The organism is Bacillus sp. EB106-04-04-XG123 (genome assembly GCF_058791855.1).
On the sequence record NZ_JBYTDZ010000002.1, the window covers coordinates 281496 to 299372 of the forward strand.

Genomic DNA, 17877 nt, shown 5'->3' on the forward strand with positions numbered 1-17877 from the left:
TGTTAATAACCACACTGGATTTTAACGTACATGCCTAATAATTTGAACTCTCCTAAAAATTTCGAGCCCCGTCCAAAGGTCTTGCATGCCCAAATCAATGCTCCAAGTGAAATAATGCCCAATATAGCGGCAAGGACATAAATCCAAAATGCGTTTTTCTGTACATTCTTAGAAGTTAGAATTCGTTGCTTCCTTTCATCATATGCCGCCAACAGGTGAAGGACATACATATACACACCTACTGGAAAACGAAGGCTAAAAGGATTCAGCATCTCATCACCCCCTAATATATGTAAAATGATACCACCCCCTTACAGAAAGCATAAGTTCATTTCAGATCATATTTTTAGACGAATTTTCATGATTTAGTGCTTATAAATGGAGGGGATTTTGACTTTTTCTCTAACTGAAGGAGGAGGTTTTACAGAAATAGGATAAGTCAAATGAATTAGCCAGCGGATTTCGCTCAACAAAAAAACGCTGCGTCCCGCTCTCATGAAAGAGTGGAACGCAGCGCATAGCTGACATTATTTATTCAAGTTATAGAATGTTGCAATGCCGTGATATTGTGCTGTTTCAGCCAATTGATCTTCGATGCGAAGTAATTGGTTGTATTTCGCCACACGGTCCGTACGAGACGGAGCACCTGTTTTGATTTGTCCAGCGTTTGTTGCAACAGCGATGTCTGCAATTGTGCTGTCTTCAGTTTCACCAGAACGGTGAGAAATAACAGCTGTGTATCCTGCGCGTTTTGCCATTTCGATTGCATCAAATGTTTCAGTTAATGTACCGATTTGGTTTACTTTGATCAGGATTGAGTTACCAACACCATTTTTAATACCTTCAGAAAGCTTCTTCGTGTTCGTTACGAATAAGTCATCTCCTACTAGCTGAACCTTGCTGCCAAGGCGCTCAGTTAATAGTTTGTGACCTTCCCAGTCGTTTTCATCAAGGCCGTCTTCGATAGAAATGATTGGGTATTTCGATACCATATCTTCATACCAGTCAACCATTTCAGCAGATGTTTTCACAACACCTTCGCCTGATAAATGATATTTACCGTCTTCTTTGTTGTAGAACTCAGAAGATGCAGCATCCATTGCAAGTTTCACTTCTTCACCTGGTTTGAACCCAGCTTTTTCGATCGCTTCAACGATAGTTTGAAGTGCTTCTTCGTTAGAACCAAGGTTTGGAGCGAATCCACCTTCGTCACCTACAGCTGTGTTTAAACCTTTTGCGCTTAATACAGATTTCAGGCTATGGAAGATTTGAGCGCCCATGCGAAGTGCTTCACGGAAGTTTGGAGCACCTACAGGCATAATCATGAATTCTTGAATGTCTACGTTATTATCCGCATGCTCTCCACCGTTGACGATGTTCATCATCGGTACTGGAAGCGTTTTGGAGTTGAATCCACCAAGGTATTGATAAAGTGGAATTTGTAAGAAATCAGCAGCCGCACGTGCTACAGCGATAGATACGCCAAGGATTGCGTTTGCGCCTAATTTCCCTTTGTTTTCTGTTCCGTCAAGTTCGATTAACATTTTGTCGATCGCTACTTGTTCTGTTACATCAAAGCCTAAAAGCTCTGGTGCAATGATTTCGTTTACGTTGTTTACAGCTGTCAGAACACCTTTTCCAAGGTAACGGTCTTTGTCTCCGTCACGTAGTTCTACTGCTTCATATTCACCAGTAGAAGCACCACTTGGAACAAGCGCACGGCCAAAGCCGCCAGATTCTGTGTAAACTTCTACTTCAACTGTTGGGTTACCGCGAGAGTCTAATACTTCGCGTGCATATACGTCAACAATGTATGGCATTTTTAATTTCTCTCCTTTTGAATCAATTTGTTATTTTTGAATCAATGATGTTCCTGTCATCTCTTTTGGTTTTTCAAGACCAAGTAAGTCTAAAAGCGTTGGAGATAGATCGGCTAAAATGCCGCCTTCTCTAAGCGTCGCACCTTTTTTCGTCACGATGACTGGCACAGGATTCGTTGTATGTGCAGTATGCGGCTTTCCTTCTTCGGTAATGAGCACGTCTGCGTTACCGTGGTCTGCCGTGATGATGGCATGTCCGCCTTTTGCCAGGATTGCGTCGACTACAGCTCCTAAGCACTCATCTACTGCTTCAATGGCTTTGATTGTTGGCTCAAGCATACCTGAATGACCAACCATATCCGGGTTAGCAAAGTTCAGAATGATCGCATCATGCTTATCAGCATTGATGTCTGCAACAAGTGCATCCTTTACCTCATAAGCGCTCATTTCCGGCTTGAGGTCATAGGTTGCCACATCTGGTGAATTGATTAAGATGCGGTCTTCACCAGGAAATTCTTCTTCACGGCCACCGCTCATAAAGAACGTCACGTGAGGATATTTTTCTGTTTCAGCAATCCGCAGCTGTTTCAATCCGTTTTGAGCAAGCACTTCTCCTACTGTGTTATCCAAATTCACTGGTTTGAAGGCAACATAGCCGTCAACCGTTTCACTGAAGTGTGTGAAGCAAACGAAGTGTAAATTCTTCGGATGAGCTTCTCCGCGGTCAAACGAGCGGAAATCTGCATTTGTGAAAGTGTTCGAGATTTGGATGGCACGGTCTGGACGGAAGTTATAGAAAATCACAGAGTCGCCGTCGTTTACTTTGGCAACCGGCTCACCATTTTCTCTCGTAATGACAGATGGAATAACGAATTCATCGTAGATTCCATTTTCATAGGAGTCATCAACGACATCATAGATGTTTTGATAACTTGGGCCTTCACCATACGCCATCGCGCGGTACGCTTTCTCCACACGATCCCAGCGTTTGTCACGGTCCATTGAGTAATAGCGTCCAGAAAGTGTTGCCACTTCACCGACACCGATTTCTTTGATTTGTTCTTCCAGCTGTTTTAAGTACACTTTGGCTGTCTTCTGACCAACGTCACGTCCGTCCAAGAAGCCATGAATGTATACCTTTGTTAAGCCTTCTTTTTTCGCCAGCTTCAGCAGGGCAAAAAGATGCTGGATATGACTGTGCACACCGCCGTCTGACAAGAGACCAAATAAATGAAGCGCCTTGTCATTCTCTTTTGCATAAGTCATTGCCTCTAGGAACGTTTCGTTTTTCTCAAATTCCCCATCACGAATGGCAACATTCACTCTTGTTAAGCTTTGATATACAATGCGTCCTGCACCGATGTTCAAATGCCCCACTTCAGAGTTCCCCATTTGACCTTCTGGGAGACCTACTGCCTCACCTGAAGCCGTTAAGGTTTGATGCGGAAATTCGTTCCAGTAGCGGTCAAAGTTCGGTTTTTTTGCTTGTGCGACAGCGTTACCGACTGTTTCGCCTCTTAAACCGAACCCGTCTAAGATGATTAATGCTGCTGGTTTCTTACTCATATTGACCTTCCTCCAATAATTGAACGAAAGACTGAGGTTCTAAGCTTGCGCCGCCTACCAAAGCACCGTCAATATCGGATTCTGCCATATATTCTTTAATATTTGCCGGCTTCACGCTTCCGCCATATTGAATGCGAAGGCTGTCTGCCGCTTCTTGACCAAATTCGCTTGCAACGGTTTGGCGGATGTGTGCGCAAACGTCGTTTGCATCTTTCGCTGTAGAAGATTTTCCTGTACCAATAGCCCAGATTGGCTCATAGGCAATCACAGATTCAGCCACTTGCTGCTTCGTTAAACCAGCTAGTGCTTTCTTCACTTGATCAGCGACAAGTTCATTTGTTTTGCCAGCTTCACGCTCTTCAAGCGTTTCACCAACACAAATAATTGGAACGATGCCATGCTTGAATGCAGCATGTGCTTTTTTGTTCACTGTTTCATCTGTTTCAGCAAAGAATTCACGGCGCTCTGAATGCCCAATCACTGAATAGCCGATGCCTAGATCTTTTAGAGCAGCAGGGCTGATTTCACCAGTGAATGCACCATTTTCTTCAAAGTGCATGTTTTGTGCACCAATTTTAAGGTCTGTTCCGTTTGATAGGCTGTTTAGCTTTTCAAGGAAAAGAGCTGGCGCACAGACAATGGATTCCACTTTGTCAGGAGATGGAATAGATGACTTAACTTCTTCAACAAAGCTGACTGCTTCGCCAAGTGTTTTGTTCATTTTCCAGTTCCCAGCTATAATTGGTTTTCTCATGATTGACACTTCCTTATAGCAGTTTTGGTCTTATTTATCGTTTAATGCAGTAACACCAGGAAGTTCTTTGCCTTCCATAAATTCAAGTGAAGCGCCGCCGCCTGTAGAAATATGGCTCATCTGATCGGCAAGACCAAATTTCTCAACAGCTGCTGCTGAATCTCCACCGCCAATGACAGAATATGTATCTTTTGCTTCTGCCAGTGCTTCTGCGATTGCTTTTGTTCCTTTAGCGAATGCATCGATTTCAAATACACCCATTGGTCCGTTCCAGACAACAAGTTTGCTGTTTTTAATAACGTCAGCATACTTTTCTCTTGTCTCTGTTCCAATATCAAGTGCTTCTAGATCACTTGGAATTTCAGAGATTGGCACAATGCTTGTATTCGCATCATTTGAAAAGTCGTCGGCTACCAGAACATCTGTTGGAATCAGGAAGTTCACGCCTTTTTCTTTTGCACGGTCCATAAAGGATTTCGCTAAATCGACTTTGTCTTCTTCTAATAGAGATTTCCCTACCTCGTGGCCAAGTGCTTTCACAAATGTGTAAGCAAGTCCGCCGCCGATGATGAGGTTGTCTACTTTATCAAGAAGACTTTCAATCACACCGATTTTATCCTTTACTTTTGCGCCGCCGATAATCGCTGTAAAAGGGCGATCAGGATTTGAAATGGCTTTTCCTAACACCTCAAGCTCTTTTTGCATGAGGAAGCCTGAAACAGCCGGAAGATAAGCTGCGATTCCTGCTGTCGATGCATGTGCACGGTGTGCAGCACCGAACGCATCATTGACATACACATCGGCTAAATCAGCAAATGCTTTTGATAATTCAGGATCGTTCTTTTCTTCACCAGGATAGAAACGAACGTTTTCAAGCACTAGCACATCTCCTTCTTTTAAGTCAGAGATTTGCTTTTTCACGTTGTCGCCGTAAGCTTCATCTGCTTTTTTCACTTCTTTTCCAAGAAGCTCTTGCAGACGTTTTGCCACAGGTGTCAGACGCAGTTCTTCAGTAACTTGACCCTTCGGACGACCCAAATGACTAGCTAGCAGTACCTTTGCGCCTTGTCCTGTTAAATACTCAATCGTTGGTAATGCTGCGCGGATACGAGTATCATCCGTCACTTCTCCGTCCTTCATTGGAACGTTAAAATCTACGCGGCAGAACACAACTTTACCTTTTACGTCAATGTCTTTTACTGATTTCTTATTCATGCTCGTCAGGAGATCCTCCTTTATTCTGGTTTCCTTACGCATTGGACAAGACTCTCTTTATCCTTTTCCCATTTTGCCCTCATCAAAACGAGAAATCGTGCAGAACGGATAAAAACAGAGAAAAAGGGAAAGGGATGCTTCCCCTTCCCTTGTCCGTCTTCATTATATCGTGTCTCTAGGAAAGAACCAAGTGAGTTCCTTCAGTGTGAGAAATTAAAGACCTTGTTTTGCAATGTAAGCTGCAAGGTCAACAACGCGGTGAGAATATCCACTCTCGTTATCGTACCAAGAGATCACTTTCACCATGCTGCCTTCCATCACCATTGTAGAAAGAGCATCGATTGTTGAAGAGTTTGCATTACCATTGTAGTCACCAGATACTAATGGCTCTTCGCTGTAGCCAAGGATTCCTTTAAGTTCTCCTTCAGCTGCTTCTTTAAGTGCTGCATTTACGTCTTCAGCAGTTACATCTTGGTTTAATTCAGCAACAAGGTCAACTAAAGAAACGTTAGGTGTTGGAACACGCATAGCGCCACCGTTTAATTTACCTTTAAGTTCAGGCAATACAAGTGAAACAGCTTTCGCAGCACCTGTAGAAGTTGGGATGATGTTTTCCGCAGCTGCACGAGCACGACGGTAGTCTTTGTGCGGAAGGTCAAGAATTTGCTGGTCATTTGTGTATGAGTGAACAGTTGTCATCATACCGCGTTTGATACCAAATTTATCGTTAAGTACTTTTGCAAATGGTGCTAAGCAGTTTGTCGTACAAGATGCATTAGAGATGACATCGTGGCTAGCTGCATCGTATTTGTCTTCGTTTACACCCATAACGATTGTGATATCTTCTTCGTTAGCAGGAGCAGAGATGATGACTTTTTTAGCGCCAGCTTCTAAGTGTTTCGCAGCGTCTGCACGTTTTGTGAAGAATCCAGTAGATTCAACAACGATTTCTACGCCTTGTTTACCCCAGCTTAATTTCGCAGGGTCACGCTCAGCGGATACTTCGATTGTTTTACCGTTCACTACTAAGTTTGTACCGTCTACAGAAACCTCTGCATCTAGTTTTCCGTGAACAGAGTCATATTGTAAAAGGTGTGCAAGCATGTTAGCATCTGTTAGATCGTTAACCGCTACTACCTCAACTTCAGGATTATTTAATGCTGCACGAAATACGTTACGTCCAATACGTCCAAATCCGTTAATACCGACTTTTACTGCCATGATGTTTCCTCCTTTTATAGGTCACAATGTTTTATATTGAGGGATCAATTGACTCCCTTAATAACTCTTTTGCGGCTCCTTCGTCTGTGACGAGAACCGTTCGGCGTGGTTTTTTGAAATAAGCTTCAATCGCCCCCGCCTTTGATGATCCACCTGCAACAGCAATGATGTGTGGAATGTTTTCTAGATCATCTAGCTGCATGCCGACGGAGTGCACTTTGTGTACGACCTCACCATCACGATTAAAGTAATAGCCAAAGGCCTCTGTCACTGCGTCATGCTCATCAATCTTTTTTAAATCTTCATCTGGTGTATTTCGTCTCATCGCCATTGTTTTTGCTTCACCAATACCATGAATGAGCATCGTGGACGATTTAATCGTTTGAAGCACTTCTTTGACGGACGGCTCTTCAATAATGGAAGAGTATGCACCTTCTGACAGCTGCCCTGGAACAAACAGCAGTTTGTAAGTACCGGAAGCTTTTTCAGCCATGTGGGCACAAATGGTGTTTGCCTGATTTTTTACATTCTCCCCAAGACCGCCTCTCGCAGGGACAAACATCATATCGCGGTTTTTGGCATCAGGGGTCATCATTTCGGCAACGGCTTCCATCGTCGTTCCGCCAGTGACGGCGACGATATTATTTCCAGTAAACCTTTTTTTCATACATTGGACAGCAGCTCTTCCCATTTCTTGCTTCACCCACGGGGATTCGTCACTGTCACCAGAAACGATAATGACTTCTTCCAGGCCTAACTTTCTCTTTAGTGTATTTTCCAAAAAGGTTAAACCTAAAACGTCCTTCATCATTCCTTCAAGCATTTCAAGCAAAGCGTGACCCTCACTCGTCAGCATCATGCCGCTCGTTTTGACATCCAGCAGATTTTGTTCTTTTAAAAACTGAACTTCAGCACGTAAGATACGCTCACTGAGACCAAGACTCGTCGCAAGACTTCTGCGGCCAATTGGTTCAGCTAATCTGATGTACTGCAAAATGTCGTAGCGTTTTTGCATAACAATGAGAAGATCTGGCAATAATTTTTTTTGAGCTTCCAATAAACGATTCATGGCTAACGACCCTTTCTTTTCACGTTGGACTAAAAACGTCCCACTGTGACAAAAAACGTCCCGCCACAGCCAAAAAAAATCAATCCCTGCTTTCTTTAATTATTTTAACAGGATAATCTTGCATTTTCAACTCTTAGAAACACATTTAGACAAAAAATAGACACATTTTCACCGATAACCTGCTTGTCATCAAGGTTCTTGCGATGATATTTCTTTTCAAAATATTTATTTCCCTTTATATAGAATGAATACACGATTGAAAATGTGCATGCTGGTGATATCAGCATGCACATTTTTTTCAGGACCTGCTTATGTTTTTGTGATGGTTCCAAGCTGTTTTGCCTCTTCCTTCGGTTTGATTTTAAGATAATAAATGATGTAGCAGGCGGCCATGAACGGGATTCCGCAATAAAGGCCGATCCGCTGATCCTCGATAAAAAATAAGCTGATGAGGACGATGCCAAATGCGATAAAGCCTGCTAATGGAACAAATGGATAGAGCGGTGTTCGGAAGACGAGATCCTTTACATCTCCGCCCTCCTTTATGAATTGTTTTCTAAAGAAATACTGGGACAAGCAAATGGACATCCACACCACAACAAGGACCATACCAGAAATCGAAATGAGCCATACATACACCGTTTTTGGTGCTACAACACTTGTAAGCAGAGATAGTGCAGATACACCCATTGTCACCAATAATGCATTGATCGGAATTTTACGCTTGGACAGTTTTTTCGTAAAGTCGGGTCCTTTTCCGTCTTTCGAAAGCGCCCAGAGCATACGTGATGATGCATATAACCCAGAGTTTGCTACAGATAAGACGGCTGTGATGATGATAAAATTCATGATATCTGCAGCATATGGTATGCCGACCTTGTCCAGCACGACGACAAACGGACTGTCGACGGTGCCTGCTGTCTGCCACGGAAGAAGAGCGGCCAGAACCGCAATGGATAAAACGAAGAAGACCATCGTTCTCCAAATAATATTTCGTATAGATCGCGGCAATGTTTTTTCAGGGCTTTCACTCTCTCCTGCTGCAATCCCTACAAGTTCTGTTCCTTGAAAGGAGAAATTGACCGTGACCATGGTTAATAAAATAGCAAAAACACCGTTAGGAAATAGTCCGCCATGATCCGTCAAATGACGAAATAGAGGGGCTGGTTCTCCATCTTTCAGATGAATCATTCCGAAAATTGCGCCAATTCCAATGATAATAAATAATAGGATGGCAGCGACCTTAATGGCTGAAAACCAAAACTCGGTTTCAGCGAAGCTGCGAGCTGAGATGGCATTCACGGCAAATAAAATCACGCTAAATGCAAGACACCACAGCCAAACAGGGATATCTGGGAACCACCTTTGGAGCAAAATGCCTGCTGACGTAAACTCCAGTCCAATTGTACATGCCCAGCTAAACCAATAAAGCCAGCCGATCATAAAGCCTGTGGACGGGCCTATATATTTGGTTGCATACTCCTGAAAGGAACCCGCTGTCGGCATCGCCACTGCTAATTCGCCAAGACAGAGCATCACCAAATACATTAACAATCCGCCAATGATAAAGGATAGAATGGCTCCCCCGGGTCCAGCCTGATGGATAATGAGTCCTGACCCAAGGAAAAGACCAGTACCAATGACGCCGCCTAAGGCAATCATAAAGAGATGCCTGCTTTTCATAGAACGTTCTAGTTCATTATGCTGTTCTTGCTTCAAATCCGCTTCCCCACTTTCACTCTTCTATTCATCATCCTTTGACAAAATTCGCTGTTCGTGGAAAGAGAAAGGGAGAAAGTGAAGGTTCTCCCCCTTTGACATTTATGCTTGAAATAATGCTTCAATATGACCAATCGCCCAGTCTAAATCTTCTTTAGAAATAGTGAGAGGCGGTGCAAAGCGGATGACGGTCTCATGGGTTTCCTTACATAACAGTCCTGCTTGTTTCAGCTTCTCGCAATAAGGTCTCGCTGCTTCTGTCAGCTCCATGCCGATAAATAATCCGCGGCCGCGCACTTCCTTGATAACAGGATTTTGAATGCGCGTTAGTTTGTCTTTTAAGTATTCGCCAAGCTCGATAGAACGCGTTGCAAGGTTTTCGTCGATCAAGACATCCAGTGCAGCCAGCGACACCGCACACGCAAGAGGATTGCCGCCGAAGGTAGAGCCGTGAGATCCAGGGTTAAACACACCTAATATATCGCGGTTTGCGACTACACACGAGATTGGGAATACACCGCCGCCTAAAGCTTTCCCAAGAATCAGCATATCTGGCTCAATGTCTTCCCAGTCACATGCAAACATCTTACCTGTTCGCGCTAATCCGACCTGAATTTCATCCGCAATGAACAGCACATGTTCTTTTTCACAAAGCGCCTTCGCTTCCTTCAAGAAGCCTTCTGGCGGCATGACAATTCCCGCTTCTCCTTGAATAGGTTCGATCAGAAAGGCCGCTGTCTGTGGTGTGATGGCTTCACGTAACGCTTCAATATCTCCGTAAGGGATCAATTTAATGCCTGGAAGCATTGGACCGAAACCTCTTTGATATTCTGCTTCAGAAGAAAGGGAAACAGCCGTCATCGTTCTGCCATGGAAGTTTCCAACGCACGCAATGATTTCTGCGCGATTGTCTTCGATTCCCTTGACGTCATAGCCCCAGCGTCGTGCTGCTTTTACAGCTGTTTCTACAGCCTCAGCTCCAGTATTCATCGGAAGTGCCATCTCTTTATTCGTCAGTTGACAAATTTTCTCATACCAAGGACCAAGTTGATCATTGTGAAAAGCTCTTGAGGTTAATGTCACCCGGTCTGCCTGTTTTTTGAGTGCTTCAATAATGCGGGGATGGCGATGGCCTTGGTTGACTGCTGAATACGCACTCAGCATATCCATATATCGATTGCCTTCAGGGTCTGTCACCCAAACTCCCTCAGCCTCAGAAATTACTATTGGCAGCGGATGATAGTTTGCCGCTCCGTATTGTTCCGTTTGTTGAATCAATTCATTTGTCTGTGTCATCGTCTATTCCTCCTTCTATAAGCTAGCCTCTTTTATCTACACACATATGATATGCAAGGATCGTGCCAACTTTCTGTCCGCACCATGGCGATGATTGATCTGCTTCTTTATGCAAAATATTTTTGCACATGCCGAATTTTTTAGAGGAAACCGCAAAATTTTTCATGTAAAATAGAGGTAACGTCTGGAGGTGCCTCAATGAAAGAAGATCAGTATACTGCAAAGCTCGAAAATGAGATTGATCTGTATAAACAAATGCTCGATTTAATTGATGTCGGGGTTCATGCAATTGACGAGAATGGCAATACCGTTGTTTATAATAAAAAAATGATGGAGATTGAGTCTTTGAAACGCTCTGATGTTCTCCATAAAAATGTATTAGACCTCTTCGTCTTCCAAGACGAAATGCACAGTACGCTTGTCCAAGCGCTGCGTACTGGGAAACAAACCGTTCATGCAAAGCAGACGTATCATAATTACAACGGAAAAGAAATCACAACGATTAATCATACATACCCGCTCGTTCGAGATGGTCTCATCCAAGGAGCGGTTGAAATTTCGAATGATGTGACCAAGCTGGAACGGCTGATTCACCACAATATGAAGAAAAAAGGAAGCACGCGCTTTACCTTTGATTCCATTATTGGACAAAGCCCTGCGTTTTTAGAGGTGATTGAGCATGCAAAACGAGCAACACGCACCTCTTCCTATGTGCTCATTGTAGGAGAAACAGGAACAGGAAAAGAACTATTTGCTCAAAGCATTCATAACGGCAGCAGCCGGTCATCTGGACCATTTATTACCCAGAATTGCGCGGCCCTGCCTGATAATCTCATTGAGAGTCTGCTCTTTGGTACACAAAAAGGGGCTTTTACCGGCGCAACTGATCAGCCCGGTTTATTTGAACAGGCGCAGGGTGGTACACTTCTGCTTGATGAGATCAACTCATTAAATCCCGGTCTTCAAGCAAAACTGTTGCGTGTATTACAGGAGAAGCGGGTGAGAAGGTTAGGCAGCACAAAAGAAATCGCCGTTGATGTAAGAGTCATTGCCAACATGAATGAGGACCCTGTGGATGCGATCGCAGGCGGACGCATGCGCAAGGATTTATTTTATCGGCTAGGTATTGTCACCTTATTTATTCCGCCGCTTTCTGAGCGAAAAGAAGACATTCCTACGTTTGTCAGTCATTTTATTCAAAAATATAATGAGCTGTTTCAAATGGAGATGAAGGCGGCTGACGAAGAGGTACTAGCCCTTTTTCAAGCGTATGATTGGCCGGGGAATGTACGGGAACTGGAGCATGTGATTGAAGCGGGGATGAATATGATGATGGATGAGGATTACTTAAGCATGCATCATCTTCCGTATCATTTTAGATTTAAGCACGGGGAAGGTCGTCCTGCAGCGCAATTACAGAGGAATCCTTTGCAGCATACCGCAGCAGCTGACACGTTTATTTATACAAGCGCAGAACATACGACTGATTTTCAAACCCAAATGGAACGATTCGAAAAACAATACATCGTCCATTACTTAGAAAAAATGGACGATAATATTTCACAGACTGCAAAGATATTGGGCATGAGCAGGCAAAGTCTGCAATATCGCATGAAGAAACTGCATATTTCTCGGTCATAATAGAGCTGTGCCCTCATTCGGCACAGCTTACTGTGGTTCTGACTGTCCTGCCGGTTCTTGACTCACATCACTCAGCAGTTTTTCTACATTTTTTAAATGCGTGAGCATCGCTCTTTCTGCTTCTTCTGGCTGTCTTGCCATAACAGCTTTGTAAATGTGTTCATGTTCTTCGTAAAGCTGCCGAATGGAGGCTTTCCTTGAAAACAAGACGACTTTTCTCGTTTCCCGCATTGTTTCTACCAGCAAGGTGGAGACCTGATTCATTAACGCCTTTAATAAATCATTCTTTGAGGCTTTGGCTAAAGCGAGATGGAAGGAGAGGTCTGCCTCTTCACCAATTTCTTTATGCGCTTCTGCTAGTTTCATTTGTTCGAGTGCCTCACGCAGCTGATGAAGGTCATCGTCCGTTCGCAAAAGCGCTGCCTTTTTGACAGCACCCGTCTCAATAATGGTTCTTAATTCAAGGAGCTGCGTGATATCATGCTGCTTCATTAAAAATGCAGGAGACAGACTAAATGTGAGCTGCTCAGGATCGAACTGCTTCACATACGTGCCTTCCCCTTGCTTCATCTCTATTAATCCAATCGCTTTAAGAGCAGACAGTGCCTCTCTTACAGCGGAACGGCTGACTTGAAAGCTTTCTGAGAGCGCTTGAACCGAATCTAATTTTTCCCCTGGAAGAAGCTCACCTGTACGAATGGATTCAATTAATGCATCCGCAATTTCTTCATATATTTTTTTCGTTTTGATTTGTTTATATTTCAATTGGTCTCACCTCATCACTGTTGTCTATCCCTATCGGCTCATGCCCTATCTTATACTTTACCCCAAAATTTCAGATCACACGTCTCCCCTCTTTAATTTTCAAGAAATCTTCGGGCCGCCTTGCTTTCAACAAAAAAAGAAGCACGTGCCATGTTCTGGCAAGTACTTCTTTTTAATCGTAGCGCTTCCTCAGCGTTGAGGCTGGAAGATTCATTTGTTCGCGATATTTTGCAATGGTTCTGCGCGACACGCGGATGCCAAAGGTTTGCTGAAGCAGCGTCATGATTTGCTGATCTGAATACGGTTTTTTCTTATTTTCCGTTTGAATGAGCTCTGCAATGTGCGTTTTGACTGTGTAGCTGGACGCCTCTTCTAGCGAATGCCCTTCTAATTTTGCTTGGAAAAATTGTTTCATTTCCATGAGACCATAAGGGGTTTGCACCATTTTCCCTTTTACAGTGCGGCTGACTGTTGACTCATGGACTTGCAGTATATCTGCGATCCGCTTCATCGTAAGCGGTTTCATTTTATGTTTCCCTGTTAGGAAAAAATCTGTCTGATGTGAGATAATCTCACGAACGACATGAGTCATCGTTTGCTTTCTTTGCCTCAGCGCTTGGACAAGCCAATTGTACTGCTGCTCTTTTTCCTTTAAATACGTGTATGCTTCGTGCCGCTTTTGGTCTTGAATCATGGCGAAGTAGCCTTCATTCATTTCAACGTCTGGAAAAGCGCGCTGATTCAGCTCAAATGTGATGTGATCCTGCACCACAGTAATCGTCACATCAGGCTCGATATACACATGCTCTTCATCATATGAGAAATGAAGACCTGGTCTTGGTTCAAGCTGAGACACTTCATCTTGTACCGCTTGGAGTGTTTTCATTGAAACACCTGTTTTCGCCGCAATTTCCTTCCAAGCCTTTCTGGCAAATAGAAAAAAATGCTCTTCGATGATCAGCTCGGCTTCATACCAGCGCTCCTTTTTTCTTCTCAGCTGAAGGAGAATGCATTCCTGCAATGATCTTGCGCCAATCCCGGCAGGCTCTAGTGATTGCAGCTGATGAAGGACGGCTTCTACTTCTTCAGCTGGCACCTTTAAGACAGCTGCCATTGCGTCGATCGGTTCATTTAGATAGCCATTGGAATCAATGGACTCAATCATAAAATGAAAGATTCTTTGATTCTTTTCACTTAAATTCAAATCAATCGCCTGTCTTTTTAAAAACATTTGCAGGCTTTCTTTTTGATGCGTTCGATACGGCTCTGTCATTCGTTCTTGTGATTTTTTATGATAAACTGGTTGATAGCTGTCCGTGTCTTTCCGCTCAATCAGAGGGTTCTCAAGCGCTAACTGGTCAAGATACTCGCCGAGCTCTGCGCAATTCAGCTGCAGCAGCGTAATGGCCTGCCTGAGTTCTTGTGTGAGCACCTGCTTTAATACTTGTTCTTGTTGCAGTTTAAGGCTCATTGTCTCCCCTCCCTCTCATCATTTTACATGAAGATTGACAGACCGTATATACGAAATAGGAGTGATTTCTATGTCTGAACTTTTTTCCGTTCCATACTTTGTCGACAACTTGAAGCAGCACATCGCCATGAACCAAAATGAAGACAAAGTTCATGCGATGAATGCCTATTACCGCTCAGTGGTGTCAACGCTTGTTCAAGACCAGCTGACCAAAAATGCGGTTGTATTGAAGCGAATTCAGCATCTTGATGAAGCCTATCAAAAGGTGAAAAAAGAAAGCGAATGAACGAAAAAGAACACCCTTTTGTCAAGATGACAAAGGGTGTTTATCATATGCAAAAAGCTTCTGATCCAGCCTCGATTTATACATCATTAAAAAGCCAGACCGCCCTACAGTATAGATGATAAAGGCAAACCATAGGCCATGATTGTGCCAAATGGGCGTGACCACGGTTTGAACGACGATAAACAAAATCATTGCAAACAGCATCGAATTTCTAACAGGGGCAATTTCTGTCGCACCTGTAAATACGCCGTAAATGACCAAACCGAAACAAGCCGCAAACGGATAAAGTACAAGCCAGTCTGCATAGCGTAATGTCACGTCAAGCAGCTGAGGGAGATTTGTAAACAGGCTCAATATCGGCTCTTTTAATAGAAAATAAACCGCCGCAATGACACATGCCATAACAAGTGCCCACTGCCTTGAAAGAGTTAAAGTTTTTTCATAAAGAGAACGGTCATTTGCACCAACTGACCGCCCAACAAGGATGCTGGAAGCATTGGCAAAACCATCGAACAAATAAGCCATGATGTAGTGAATTTGAAATAAGATGGCATTAGCAGCCAACAGCTCCGTACCAAAAGAAGCCCCTTTTGCCGTAAACATGTTGATGACCACTAGCAGACAGATCGTCCGGATAAACAAATCTTTATTCACACGAAACATTTTCTGCACTGCGTGAGTATCCATGATTTTCTTAATGGAAGGCATCTGGAATCCGTTTGACGAATGCTTCATGATGATCCATGCCCCTAACACAAAAGCGGTTAATTCAGACATCAATGTCGCAGCCGCAACTCCTTTGACCGCAAACGAAAACACATGAACAAGCAGAAATGCAAGCGCCATATTCATGACATTGATCAAGATTTGTAAAGAAAGGGCTTCTTTCATTTTTGCCATCCCCATCAGCCAGCCCAATATGACATAATTCATTAAAGTAAAAGGCGCTCCCCAAATGCGAATATGAAAATAGTCCGCAGCAAATTGACGGACATCAGCATCAGGAGAGATCACTAGAAAAGCAGATTGAATAATCGGCCATTGCAGGGCAATAAAACAAAGTCCGACGATGATGGCGACGAAAAAAGGTCTTAGAAAAGCAAGAACACCCTGCTCCTCATTCTGCGCCCCGTTTGCCTGGGCGGCAAAAGCAGATGTACTTACCCGCAAAAAACCAAACAGCCAATATAATGTACTGAAAATGAGACTGCCGACCGCAACGCCTCCAATATAAGCAGGATTTGCGAGCTGACCGACAACCGCTGTATCAACAGCTCCAAGTAAAGGAGTGGTCATCGTTGAAATCGTTAAAGGAATGGCCAAAGCTAAATACGCTCGATGGTTCACGACGCCACCTGCCTTTCATGAAAAATAGCCTCTTCTCAAAGAGGCGTTGATAATAAAGCTTTACCGAACCGGTCTGCCAATCGTTCGTGACAAAGGATGGTCTGCGAGCATTGCATCTCTCATTTTCCGCACCGCTTCCTCTTCTGATGAAAAGAATTCTTCCTTTGATTGAAATTGGGCGACAAGCTTTCCTTGATCAAGAATCGCCAATTGATCACTTAAGTGATAGGCTGCTGTCATATCATGTGTAATAAATAAGTAAGCCACACCCAGCTCTTTTTTTAATTCTACTAATAAATCTAAAATGACAGCCTGTGTGACCATGTCTAAGCTGCTGACAGATTCATCAAGTACAATGAGCTTTGGCTGGAGCAATAAAGCTCTAGCAATGTTGATCCTTTGCAGCTGGCCGCCGCTGAATTGGTGCGGATATTTAGACAAATCTTTTTCACTGAGCCCGACTCTTTCCAACCAATGAATCAGCACGTTTTTACGTTCCTTTCGGCTCATGGTTTCATAGTTTTCAAGCGGTTCAGATAAAATTTGTTCAACTGTCCATCTTGGATTTACCGCCGAATAGGAATCCTGAAATACCGCTTGCACATGCCGGCGAAAATGCTTACGTGTTTGTTGATCTGCACGATAGACATCCTGACCTTCAAAAAGAACCTGTCCAGCTCTTGGTTTCTCTAAACCAAGTATGATACGGCCAAGTGTACTTTTCCCTGCACCGCTTTGTCCCAGCAGTCCAAGGCAAGTGCCTTCTTCAATGTTCAAATCGACGCTTTTCAAGACAGGGGCTGCGCCTTTATTTCTCATTAGAAACGACCGGCTGTTGTATGCATGACTGACTGCTTTCACTTCTAATAAATGCAAGGGCCTTCTCACCTCAAATCGGGCAAACAGCTGGGATAGATGGACGAGCTGCTAATAGTTTTTTTGTATAATCATGCTTTGGTTGTTCAAAAAGTTCAAGAACTCCTGCCTTTTCCACAATTTCTCCTTGTTTCATGACGACAACTTGATCTGCCATTTCAGCAATGACACCAAGATCGTGGGTAATGAGTAAAATGGCCGTTCCATAGTTATGACGAATTTGGTTCAGATGCTGAAGCACCCGTTTCTGATTGTGTACATCTAAAGCAGTTGTCGGCTCATCTGCAATGATGAGGGGCGGGTGCATACAGGCAGCCATGGCGATCATGACACGCTGCAGCATCCCCCCGCTTAATTCAAAGGGGTATTTGTTGAACAGCTGGTCTGGCTGCGGCAGATTCATTTGCGCTAAAGCATCCATTGCCTGTGCTCGTGCCTGCCTTTTACTAACAGCAGTATGCCGGCGGATGGTTTCAACCAGCTGATGGCCGATTGTCCATACCGGCGTAAAGCTGTTCATTGGATTTTGCATAATATATGAGATGTCTTTGCCTCGAATGGACCGCATATTCTTTTCACTTATACCGATCAATTCTCGTCCCTGTAATGTGATACTGCCAGTGACTTCAGTTGTTTTTCGATCAAGCATACGTAAGATCGACATACTTGTCACTGTTTTCCCGCAGCCGCTCTCACCAATTAATCCAAGGATTTGACCGCGCTCTACTTCAAACGATACTTCTTGAATAAGAGGGGTTGTCCCTTGAGGTGTTTTCGTATGCACATGCAGGTTCTCTATTTGTAAAATGGGCTCTTGCACATTGATCATTC

16 protein-coding genes are annotated in these 17877 nt (G+C 43.6%); 2 read left to right on the forward strand and 14 right to left on the reverse strand.

Translation table 11 applies throughout. The features are described from left to right. Positions 1-2: 2 nt before the first annotated feature. The 9 genes from AC3WTB_RS06910 to AC3WTB_RS06950 all read right to left on the reverse strand — a co-directional run bounded on the left by AC3WTB_RS06910 (position 3) and on the right by AC3WTB_RS06950 (position 10660). Entirely contained in the window at positions 3-272 is a 270-nt protein-coding gene (locus AC3WTB_RS06910) for a hypothetical protein (RefSeq protein WP_041107838.1), read from the reverse strand. Between the two features lie 255 nt (positions 273-527). Beyond that, positions 528-1820, reverse strand: a complete 1293-nt coding sequence (eno, locus tag AC3WTB_RS06915; RefSeq protein ID WP_003212752.1) for a phosphopyruvate hydratase — start codon at positions 1818-1820, stop codon at positions 528-530. 30 nt (positions 1821-1850) lie between these two features. Further along, complete coding sequence (gpmI, locus tag AC3WTB_RS06920) at positions 1851-3386, reverse strand: 2,3-bisphosphoglycerate-independent phosphoglycerate mutase (protein ID WP_107163049.1); 1536 nt, start codon at positions 3384-3386, stop codon at positions 1851-1853. Beyond that, positions 3379-4140, reverse strand: a complete 762-nt coding sequence (gene tpiA, locus AC3WTB_RS06925) for a triose-phosphate isomerase (protein WP_017359213.1) — start codon at positions 4138-4140, stop codon at positions 3379-3381. The genes gpmI and tpiA overlap by 8 nt, the downstream gene beginning before the upstream one ends. Positions 4141-4170: 30 nt before the next feature. Then, positions 4171-5355, reverse strand: a complete 1185-nt coding sequence (locus AC3WTB_RS06930; RefSeq protein ID WP_024426073.1) for a phosphoglycerate kinase — start codon at positions 5353-5355, stop codon at positions 4171-4173. Positions 5356-5568: 213 nt separating this feature from the next. Further along, positions 5569-6576, reverse strand: coding sequence for a type I glyceraldehyde-3-phosphate dehydrogenase (gap, locus tag AC3WTB_RS06935; protein ID WP_007500174.1), 1008 nt, complete (start codon positions 6574-6576; stop codon positions 5569-5571). Between the two features lie 31 nt (positions 6577-6607). Further along, positions 6608-7645: a sugar-binding transcriptional regulator gene (locus AC3WTB_RS06940; protein WP_492333512.1), complete on the reverse strand. Its 1038-nt coding sequence runs from the start codon at positions 7643-7645 to the stop codon at positions 6608-6610. A 309-nt stretch (positions 7646-7954) separates the two neighbouring features. After that, entirely contained in the window at positions 7955-9328 is a 1374-nt protein-coding gene (locus AC3WTB_RS06945) for an amino acid permease (protein WP_059377608.1), read from the reverse strand. A 138-nt stretch (positions 9329-9466) separates the two neighbouring features. Continuing rightward, entirely contained in the window at positions 9467-10660 is a 1194-nt protein-coding gene (locus AC3WTB_RS06950; protein ID WP_492333513.1) for an ornithine--oxo-acid transaminase, read from the reverse strand. A 198-nt stretch (positions 10661-10858) separates the two neighbouring features. On the opposite strand from AC3WTB_RS06950, the gene AC3WTB_RS06955 reads away from it, so the two are divergent. Then, the gene (locus AC3WTB_RS06955) at positions 10859-12301 is read left to right on the forward strand and encodes a sigma-54 interaction domain-containing protein (RefSeq protein WP_492333514.1); all 1443 of its coding nucleotides are present in this window, start codon (positions 10859-10861) and stop codon (positions 12299-12301) included. Between the two features lie 27 nt (positions 12302-12328). On the opposite strand, the gene AC3WTB_RS06960 is transcribed toward AC3WTB_RS06955, so the two are convergent. Together AC3WTB_RS06960 and rpoN are read right to left on the reverse strand one after the other, a co-directional pair. Then, positions 12329-13066: a FadR/GntR family transcriptional regulator gene (locus AC3WTB_RS06960; RefSeq protein ID WP_268473750.1), complete on the reverse strand. Its 738-nt coding sequence runs from the start codon at positions 13064-13066 to the stop codon at positions 12329-12331. A 172-nt stretch (positions 13067-13238) separates the two neighbouring features. Next, on the reverse strand, positions 13239-14537 hold the full coding sequence (gene rpoN / locus AC3WTB_RS06965; RefSeq protein WP_144494118.1) for an RNA polymerase factor sigma-54: 1299 nt from the start codon (positions 14535-14537) through the stop codon (positions 13239-13241). A gap of 70 nt (positions 14538-14607) precedes the next feature. Here rpoN and yvfG point away from each other — a divergent pair, with 70 nt between their 5' ends. Then, positions 14608-14823 carry a protein YvfG gene (gene yvfG / locus AC3WTB_RS06970; RefSeq protein ID WP_024423509.1) on the forward strand — a complete coding sequence of 72 codons (216 nt, stop codon included), beginning with the start codon at positions 14608-14610 and terminating at the stop codon, positions 14821-14823. A 21-nt stretch (positions 14824-14844) separates the two neighbouring features. Here yvfG and AC3WTB_RS06975 read toward each other — a convergent pair whose 3' ends face one another. From AC3WTB_RS06975 to nikD, 3 genes are read right to left on the reverse strand one after another with little or no spacing between them, the layout of a single operon-like run. Continuing rightward, positions 14845-16170 (reverse strand): MATE family efflux transporter, encoded by a 1326-nt coding sequence (locus AC3WTB_RS06975; protein ID WP_492333515.1) that lies wholly within the window; start codon positions 16168-16170, stop codon positions 14845-14847. Positions 16171-16230: 60 nt separating this feature from the next. Beyond that, a complete protein-coding gene (gene nikE, locus AC3WTB_RS06980) occupies positions 16231-17046 on the reverse strand; it encodes a nickel import ATP-binding protein NikE (protein WP_039181539.1) in 816 nt (271 codons plus the stop codon). Between the two features lie 13 nt (positions 17047-17059). After that, entirely contained in the window at positions 17060-17875 is an 816-nt protein-coding gene (gene nikD, locus AC3WTB_RS06985) for a nickel import ATP-binding protein NikD (RefSeq protein WP_492333516.1), read from the reverse strand. Between the last annotated feature and the right edge of the window lie 2 nt (positions 17876-17877).

Coding starts and splice junctions, on each gene's coding strand:
- AC3WTB_RS06910 (WP_041107838.1), bottom strand. CDS start 272: ATGCTGAATCCTTTTAGCCTTCGTTTTCCAGTAGGTGTGTATATGTAT.
- eno (WP_003212752.1), bottom strand. CDS start 1,820: ATGCCATACATTGTTGACGTATATGCACGCGAAGTATTAGACTCTCGC.
- gpmI (WP_107163049.1), bottom strand. CDS start 3,386: ATGAGTAAGAAACCAGCAGCATTAATCATCTTAGACGGGTTCGGTTTA.
- tpiA (WP_017359213.1), bottom strand. CDS start 4,140: ATGAGAAAACCAATTATAGCTGGGAACTGGAAAATGAACAAAACACTT.
- AC3WTB_RS06930 (WP_024426073.1), bottom strand. CDS start 5,355: ATGAATAAGAAATCAGTAAAAGACATTGACGTAAAAGGTAAAGTTGTG.
- gap (WP_007500174.1), bottom strand. CDS start 6,576: ATGGCAGTAAAAGTCGGTATTAACGGATTTGGACGTATTGGACGTAAC.
- AC3WTB_RS06940 (WP_492333512.1), bottom strand. CDS start 7,645: ATGAATCGTTTATTGGAAGCTCAAAAAAAATTATTGCCAGATCTTCTC.
- AC3WTB_RS06945 (WP_059377608.1), bottom strand. CDS start 9,328: ATGAAAAGCAGGCATCTCTTTATGATTGCCTTAGGCGGCGTCATTGGT.
- AC3WTB_RS06950 (WP_492333513.1), bottom strand. CDS start 10,660: ATGACACAGACAAATGAATTGATTCAACAAACGGAACAATACGGAGCG.
- AC3WTB_RS06955 (WP_492333514.1), top strand. CDS start 10,859: ATGAAAGAAGATCAGTATACTGCAAAGCTCGAAAATGAGATTGATCTG.
- rpoN (WP_144494118.1), bottom strand. CDS start 14,537: ATGAGCCTTAAACTGCAACAAGAACAAGTATTAAAGCAGGTGCTCACA.
- yvfG (WP_024423509.1), top strand. CDS start 14,608: ATGTCTGAACTTTTTTCCGTTCCATACTTTGTCGACAACTTGAAGCAG.
- nikD (WP_492333516.1), bottom strand. CDS start 17,875: ATGATCAATGTGCAAGAGCCCATTTTACAAATAGAGAACCTGCATGTG.